The organism is Streptomyces sp. McG3, assembly GCF_018619185.1.
Taxonomy (GTDB): domain Bacteria; phylum Actinomycetota; class Actinomycetes; order Streptomycetales; family Streptomycetaceae; genus Streptomyces.
Genome location: NZ_JAAXYC010000374.1, coordinates 1 through 6,823, shown reverse-complemented (window position 1 = coordinate 6,823; position 6,823 = coordinate 1). Strand labels below are relative to the sequence as shown.

Annotated in this window: 8 protein-coding genes; 3 read left to right on the top strand and 5 right to left on the bottom strand. The window is 70.1% G+C overall.

Annotated features, from left to right (window positions below; genetic code table 11):
• Positions 1-940: 940 nt before the first annotated feature.
• Positions 941-1,615 carry a hypothetical protein gene (locus tag HET64_RS34615; protein WP_215111211.1) on the top strand — a complete coding sequence of 225 codons (675 nt, stop codon included), beginning with the start codon at positions 941-943 and terminating at the stop codon, positions 1,613-1,615.
• Between the two features lie 91 nt (positions 1,616-1,706).
• On the opposite strand, the gene HET64_RS34610 is transcribed toward HET64_RS34615, so the two are convergent.
• Both HET64_RS34610 and HET64_RS34605 read right to left on the bottom strand, forming a co-directional pair.
• A complete protein-coding gene (locus tag HET64_RS34610; RefSeq protein ID WP_215111210.1) occupies positions 1,707-2,825 on the bottom strand; it encodes a PP2C family protein-serine/threonine phosphatase in 1,119 nt (372 codons plus the stop codon).
• Positions 2,826-3,082: 257 nt separating this feature from the next.
• Complete coding sequence (locus tag HET64_RS34605) at positions 3,083-3,721, bottom strand: maleylpyruvate isomerase family mycothiol-dependent enzyme (RefSeq protein WP_215111209.1); 639 nt, start codon at positions 3,719-3,721, stop codon at positions 3,083-3,085.
• A 267-nt stretch (positions 3,722-3,988) separates the two neighbouring features.
• Between HET64_RS34605 and HET64_RS34600 the strand changes: the two genes are divergently transcribed.
• The gene (locus HET64_RS34600) at positions 3,989-4,468 is read left to right on the top strand and encodes a spore-associated protein A (protein WP_215111208.1); all 480 of its coding nucleotides are present in this window, start codon (positions 3,989-3,991) and stop codon (positions 4,466-4,468) included.
• 21 nt (positions 4,469-4,489) lie between these two features.
• On the opposite strand, the gene HET64_RS34595 is transcribed toward HET64_RS34600, so the two are convergent.
• From HET64_RS34595 to HET64_RS34585, 3 genes are all read right to left on the bottom strand, one after another.
• Positions 4,490-4,822, bottom strand: coding sequence for a hypothetical protein (locus HET64_RS34595; RefSeq protein WP_251146288.1), 333 nt, complete (start codon positions 4,820-4,822; stop codon positions 4,490-4,492).
• A gap of 366 nt (positions 4,823-5,188) precedes the next feature.
• Positions 5,189-5,383, bottom strand: a complete 195-nt coding sequence (locus tag HET64_RS34590; protein WP_018959870.1) for a DUF397 domain-containing protein — start codon at positions 5,381-5,383, stop codon at positions 5,189-5,191.
• A 13-nt stretch (positions 5,384-5,396) separates the two neighbouring features.
• Positions 5,397-6,248 (bottom strand): DUF5753 domain-containing protein, encoded by an 852-nt coding sequence (locus tag HET64_RS34585; protein WP_215111206.1) that lies wholly within the window; start codon positions 6,246-6,248, stop codon positions 5,397-5,399.
• Positions 6,249-6,498: 250 nt separating this feature from the next.
• On the opposite strand from HET64_RS34585, the gene HET64_RS34580 reads away from it, so the two are divergent.
• The coding region (locus tag HET64_RS34580) for an ATP-binding protein (RefSeq protein WP_215111205.1) at positions 6,499-6,823 on the top strand (325 nt) is incomplete at its 3' end.

Sequence of the window (6,823 nt, the reverse complement as noted above, 5' to 3'; positions counted from 1 at the left end):
GTGCGGGCGTGCGGGCGGGGCTGGGGTCGGACATGCGGGTGCCTCCGAGGGCCGTGGGGGAGCCGGACCGGACCGGACCCCTGGATTCTGTCGGGTGCACGTCACTCAGGAAAGGGGGCGGCCCTTCCCCGGACCGCTTCGCCGCCTCTCCACGCCCGACCCCGCGACGACACTCGCGTGCCGACGCCATCACCGTTCCCCTTCGCGCCTGTTGACGCGGCACGGCCCTTACCAGCCGGACAACGCGCCTGCGCTTGACTTTCCGCCGACCGCCCGCGCCGCACCTCCGCCCGGAGTATTCATGCGGGCAAGAGGCGGCATACGCGTACGCCGCCTCTTGCCGGAAAGAGGGGGACCGATGACAGGAACACCGGCGAGAACGAGAGCAGGACCGCGGGAGTACGTCGTCATGTCGTTGATGACCGGGGCTTTCACATGGGGGCTCATACGGTGCGGCGGACTGCACTGCCGGTACGGGGTGGAACATCCGGCTCCCCGTCCTTCCGACGCCGACCGCAGCCGCACCCACCCATCTCGTTCCTCAACAGCGAAATCTACTGACCGGAGCGCCGCCTCGATGTTCCTGACGTTCAACTCGCCGGGGGCAGCGGGGGGGGCGGCTCCTGGCCCGACGGGTCAGCGGGTTCGTCTCCTGAGCGCTCCGCGATCACCCGTGATTCGCCGCCGGACAGCGGAATTCGGGTTAACAGGAAATTGCGGAACGATGGATTCACCTCCACTTCCACCAGAATTCCCGAAGTGAAACATAAAAGCTTTGCCTGACGTCGTGAACCACCTTTACTGTGTGGCCACTTGGTCGATCAGTTCGACCGGACTCCACCCGGCACATTCACGGTCCCGCGTGTCCGAGAAATCCAGGCCGCCTTGTCCTGCCCGGGGAGTCCATTGCGACGAAAAGCGAGGAATACCTGTGCGACGCATGACCTCTGCCCTTCTTTCCCTCAGCGCCCTGCTGACCGCCTCCGTGCTGGCCGCCCCCGCGGCCGGGGCCGCCCCGCACAACGACCGGCCGGCCGCCATGCCCGCGGGGTGGGAGACGGTGGACGGAGCCGAACTGGCACACATCACCGGGAGCGACGGGAGAACCCTGACCCCGTCCCCCCAGGGCCCCGCCGACCGCAGGGCGGCCGCCCCGGCGGACGAGTCCGGGACGTTCGCCCTCCAGTCGGACCGCAATGGCAGGTTCACGGCCACCGAGAAGAACTACGCGTCGCCCAACACCGGTCTGCTGCGTGCGCGTTCCGCGGAGGTGACCGGTGCGTGGGAGGGCTTCGCCTTCGAATGGCACGAGGCGACCCAGACCTACGCGCTGAAGTCCCTGGCGAACAACCGCTATGTCGCGGTCGAGGGGAACTACCCCGGCAACACACAGAACGTGCTGCGCGCCCGTTCGACCGCGGCGGGCACCTGGGAGCGGTTCACCCTCTACTACAACGAGGACCTGGACCGCTGGGCGCTCCAGTCCGCGCTGAACGGCCGTTTCGTCGCCATGGAGAACAGCTACACGGGACCGCTCCAGTACGCGCTGCGCGCCCGGTCGGTCGAAGTCACCGGCTCGTGGGAGCAGTTCGCCCTTTACGAGATCGGGAACTGACCCCGCCGTCCCGGGGCCGTCCGTCGCCCGCACGGAGCGCCCACGCAGAGCGCCCGTACCGAGCGGGTGACGGACAGGGATCAGGAAGCGGTCATGACGCCCGCGTCGACCCGGACGGCGCCGGGGGGACGGGGCCGTCGGCGGGGAGGTACTGGAACAGCAGGAACGCGGAGTCGTCGTCCAGCGGCCCCTCGGTGAAGCGGGCGACGTCCTCGCGCAGGCGGCCGAGCGCCTTCTCCGCGTCAGGGTCCGACAGGGGCTCCCCGGCACGTTCGAGGACGGGGTAGAACGTGCCGGAGGGGTCGCGCGCCTCGGTCAGGCCGTCGGTGTGGAAGAGGACCCGGTCACCGGCGTCGAGAGTGATCCGGCGACGGCCGGGACCGGCGTCCGTCAGCGGGCCGAGGCCGAGTCCGAGGGGAGGGCCGGGGCTCTCGGGTTCCGCGAGCTCCAGCAGACCGTTGCCCCGGCGGACCAGCGGGGCGGGGTGGCCGTAGTTGAGGATGTCGACGGACCCGTCGTCGGCGATCTCGGCCAGCACCGCCGTCACGAAGCGGTCGCCGTCGGTGCGCCAGTTCAGTGACCGCTCGATCCGTCGGCCCACCTCGGCCAGCCGGCCGACGTAGGGCGCGCTCTCCCGGAACGCGGCGAGCACCACCGAGGTGGTGCGGACAGCGGGCAGCCCCTTGCCCTGGACGTCGGCCACGATGATCCGCAGACCACCCGCGGGAAGAGGCATGGCCTCGTAGAGGTCACCTCCGATGTGGGCCGACTCGATCGCGGAGACGTAGGAGACCGCGAGTGCCCCGTTGCTCGTGCGGGCGGGCACCGCGCCGAGCAGCACCCGTTGAACCGCGTCGGCGACCGCTCTCACGCTGGAGAGTTCGTCCTCGGTGCGCAACCGCGCCGCCGCCACGAACCAGGCGGCGACGGTGAGGACGACGATGCAGACGACGGCGACCGAGAACCCGATCGAACCGATGCGCCCGTTGAAGGCGGCCGTCGCCGCACACAGCACGAGGGCGACGACAGCGACATGGACCACACGGCGCCTGGGCCCGGCCGCCGCCGCGAGCGCCGGACCGACCGCGAAGACCGGCATCAGCCCGTAGTCCTCCCCGGTGATGCGGTCCGCCACGATGACCGCGCCCATCGCCGCCCACGGCAGCCTGCGGTTGAGGCCGACGACGACGGCCGCACCGGGATTCCTCACGACGTCGCCCCTTCCCGGCGCGCGCGGCCCGTGGGGGTCGCGCCTCTGCTCACCGCACAGGTCCATACGTACACGGTCAGGCCTGGTCCGCCGCACCGGAAGCGGCCGTCAGCCCCGGGTACGCGCCGCGTCGGACGAGGAGCCGGCGTCAGGCGCGGTGGCACCCCTGGCCGACTTTCACCGTACCCCTGTGACGTGCGTCGAAGCCCTGCCGGGAATCCATCCGGTCCCCGGCCGGGTCGAGGGCCACCAGCCCGTCAGGAGTCCCCTGCGAGGAGACCGACCCCCGGCCCGCTCAGCTCCTCGACCGCCCGGCGGCGCCCGGACACCGCCAGGAGCAGGGACAGCGCGGGGCCCGCCACCTCCGGCCCCTCCCCGATCGACAGGTCGGCGTCGGTCGCCGTCAGCCGTACGGACGCCACCGTCTCCTTCGCCCCGCCGAAGGCCGCCGGCGTACGCGCCTGAAGGCGCAGCGCCCGGACCACGGCCTCCTGCGGATAGGAGCGCACCAGGCCCACCGCACGGCGGATGTCCTCGCCGTGGACGATCTCCTCGACCAGCCGGGTGTCGAGCGGGGCCGGAGGAGTCGTCGTCCGCGACACCACCCGCCGCAGCCGCTCCAGCGTCTCCCGCGGCGAGGCCCCGCGCTCGCGCTCCACACCGCGCGCGTTCTGACGGTCGAAGTCGAACCGCGCCCGTGCGAGGCCTGCCACGAAGCCGATCCGCGTCGTACGGGCGGTGTCCACCAGGTGCGCGGCCACATCGTGCACCGTCCATCCCTCGCAGAGCGACGGCGCATCCCACTGCCCGGCGTCCAGCCGCGCGAGGTCGTCGGCCAGCGCGGCGCGCTCGGCGTGCACCATCCGCCAGATCCCGCGCTTCGCGTCGCTCTCCACGGCTGCCTCCACTCGAACCGGTGACCACATCTGCCGCATGAGACCGGAGGCGACACCGAAACTCATCGCATCCCCGACCACCGGAAATGGATCAAGAAAGGTGATCTTGTCCAACTGTGTCATGAATTCGTAACAGCGCACCGACAGCACAACTCCACCGCGTCACGGCCTATCCAACAGGACGTGACCCACGCCACTGCGAGGAGTGGGGATCCGGGCGCCGGACCAGGCGTCCCGCCATGACCGTTCGAGAAACCGGGGAACGACATGACCAACATCCGACGCGCATCGGCCATCGGCGCCGCCGTCACCGCCACCGCCTGCGCCGCGATCGCCCTCGCCCCGGCCGCCGCCGCGGCGCAGCCCGCGGCCCAGCGAGCCGCCGCGGCACCGAAAGCCGCCGCGGCCGCGAAGTACAACGGCGCCTGCGGGGGCGGCTACTCCGTGGTGAACTCCGCCCAGATCGGCACCAAGGGCACGGTTTTCCTCACCTACAGCTCCGCCACCGGCAAGAACTGTGTGGTGACCGTCCGCACCACACCCGGGAAGGCCGTGCACATGACGGCCTCGCTGGGGTTCGCCTCTCCCACCACGACGGTCTCGGACACGGGGTACTACACGACGTACGCGGGGCCGGTCTATCTCGACGCACGCGGCCTGTGCGTGACGTGGCGCGGCGAGATCTCCGGCGAGGTGGCGGGCAAGAACGGCACCAACTGCGGTTCCCTGGCGGCGAACCGGCACTGAGCCGACGCTGAACGTGCGGGGTCACCGGCGCGGGGCCCCGCACAAGCAGCACCCTGGAGGCAGGACCGGCAGCAGGTGCCGGGCCGCCACGGAGAACGCGAGGTACGGGCGTACGGTCCACTCCGTCCACCGGTCCCCGTGCCCGAGCGAGAACCCGCAGGTCCGCCCCCGGTGCAGAGCGGCGATCGCGCGCACGCGACCGCTCTCGTCGATCCGCTCACGGGCCTCGCGCCGCGCTTCGGGAGCCAAGTCCTCCACGAGAGCCCGCGCTTCCGCCCGGAACAGCCGGATCGCCTCGGTCGCGGTGGACACGGAGAACCGCACGAAGGTGTCGGGGGCGCTGCCGCGTAACAAGGGGTACGTGGAGCGCTCGCACCAGTAGGCGTGAAGGGCGGAGCCTTCGGGGCGCGTCGGGTCGGGGTCGGGGTCGCACATGGCACAGCCTCCTGACGTGACACCAGGAACACCCCCCGCCCACGGCCGGCGTGACGAGCTGCGGGAAGGGGGCGTCCCGGTTGAACACTCCCCCAACGGGCGCAGGCGACAGGGGAGTTCGCCGCCACATGACGGGCAGCACATCGGGAAGCTAGCGCGTGATGCGGTTGCGTATCAAGTGTTTGACGTCTAACGAGTGAACCTATCTCCATAAACAAGTGATACGAACGTGAAGCGGTCCCCATCTGCGCCGATGGGGACCGCTCACTGCCGGATCAGGAAGGCTCAGGCCAGGTCGTCGAACTCACCCTCCTTCGCACCGCCCAGGAACGCCCGAAGCTTGGTGCGCGTCGTACGGACGATCACGTCGGGGTTGTCACTCTCGCGCAGCAGGATCTCGCCGCCGTGCTCGGCGAGCTCCAGGCAGTTGTTGCCCTCGGCCCCTGACGACTTCGAAGACTTGCGCCACTGAATATCCACGTACCTCACGCCTTCACACTTGTTGCGCGACCTCACGAATGAAGTCTCTCGACTTCCGCTGGTCGAGGGACAGTTCCTCGACCCGATCCATGGCCGCCCGATAGTTCCTCAGACGCGTCTCGGCGTCCAGGAACGCGGGCCCGGTCGCCGTGTCCGTCTGCACGGTATCCAGCTGCGGAACAGGACCGTAGACATAATGCGTCGAGCTTCCCGTCTCCGGAAAACCGCCGGCAGCGAAGGGAACCACCCGGATGGTCACGTTGTCTCGCTCCGATTCGCGCAGCAAGTGCTCCAACTGACCGCGTGCGACACCCGAGTCGCCGTACGTCATCCGTAGCGCCGCCTCGTGAATGAGGAACGTGCAGGTCGGCGGGTTCTCCCGGTCGAGGACATCTCGGCGCTTGAGCCGATGAGAGAGCAACCGCCTCCGGCGGGCCGGGGGCAGCTCCGGCACCGCCTCCGCAAAGACGGCCCGCGCGTAGTCCTCGTTCTGGAGCAGCCCCGGAATGTACATGATCAGCACTGCTCGAATACCGACGGCATGATGCTCAAGCTCGGCCAGGTCAAGCGATCCGCTGGTCAGGTCCTCGCGGTAGTCCTCCCACCAGCCCCGCCCCCGCTCCTCGGCCATCGCGGCGAGCGCATCCACATACGCCTCGTCGGGACACGCATAACCACCTGCCCAGGCACGCACCCGCTCGCCGCTCACCCCGAAGCGCCCGGACTCCGTGTTGCTGATGGCGGTGCGATCCGTGCTGAGCAGGGCAGCGGCCTCAGCCAGGGCCAGGCCCGCGTGCTGCCGCATCTTGCGCAGCTCCGCACCCACGCGACACTGCCGCGCCGTGGGCGCCTTCCTCGGTGGCATCGACGATCTCCTCTGGTCGGCTCACAGTCTGGCTGGCACGCTCACGGTAATCCATTCGGTCACTTATTTTTCCTGAGTCGTAGCACAAGTGATACTTCCCGCTATGGTCGTCTCACGCCGCGCTTCACCACGGGTTCTCCCGAAGTGCAGCCGCATCGCCGCGCGTTGACACGTGCGGCGCGGCGGCCATCGCCACGGGCCGGGCGCAGCGCACCCGTTCACCACACCGGACCCCATGGGGAGACCCGACATGACCGCTGCAACCCCAACTCCCGTACAACCGAACCCGCTCGGCGGCGAGGTCTACCGGCTCACCCTGCCGAACACCGCGAGCGCCCCGCGCATCGCGCGGGACTTCGTCACCTCGCTGCTGGAGGTCAGCCGGCACCTCGGACTGGTCGACGACGCCCGGATCTGCGTGACCGAGCTGGTCACCAACGCTCACCGCCACACCGGTACGCCGCTGATCCGGGTCCACGCGGCCGTCAACCGGAAGCGGGTCACCGTCACCGTCGCGGATGAGGGCAGCCCGCTCACCGGCGCCCTCGGCGCACTGCGGGCAGGCCCGGAGGGGG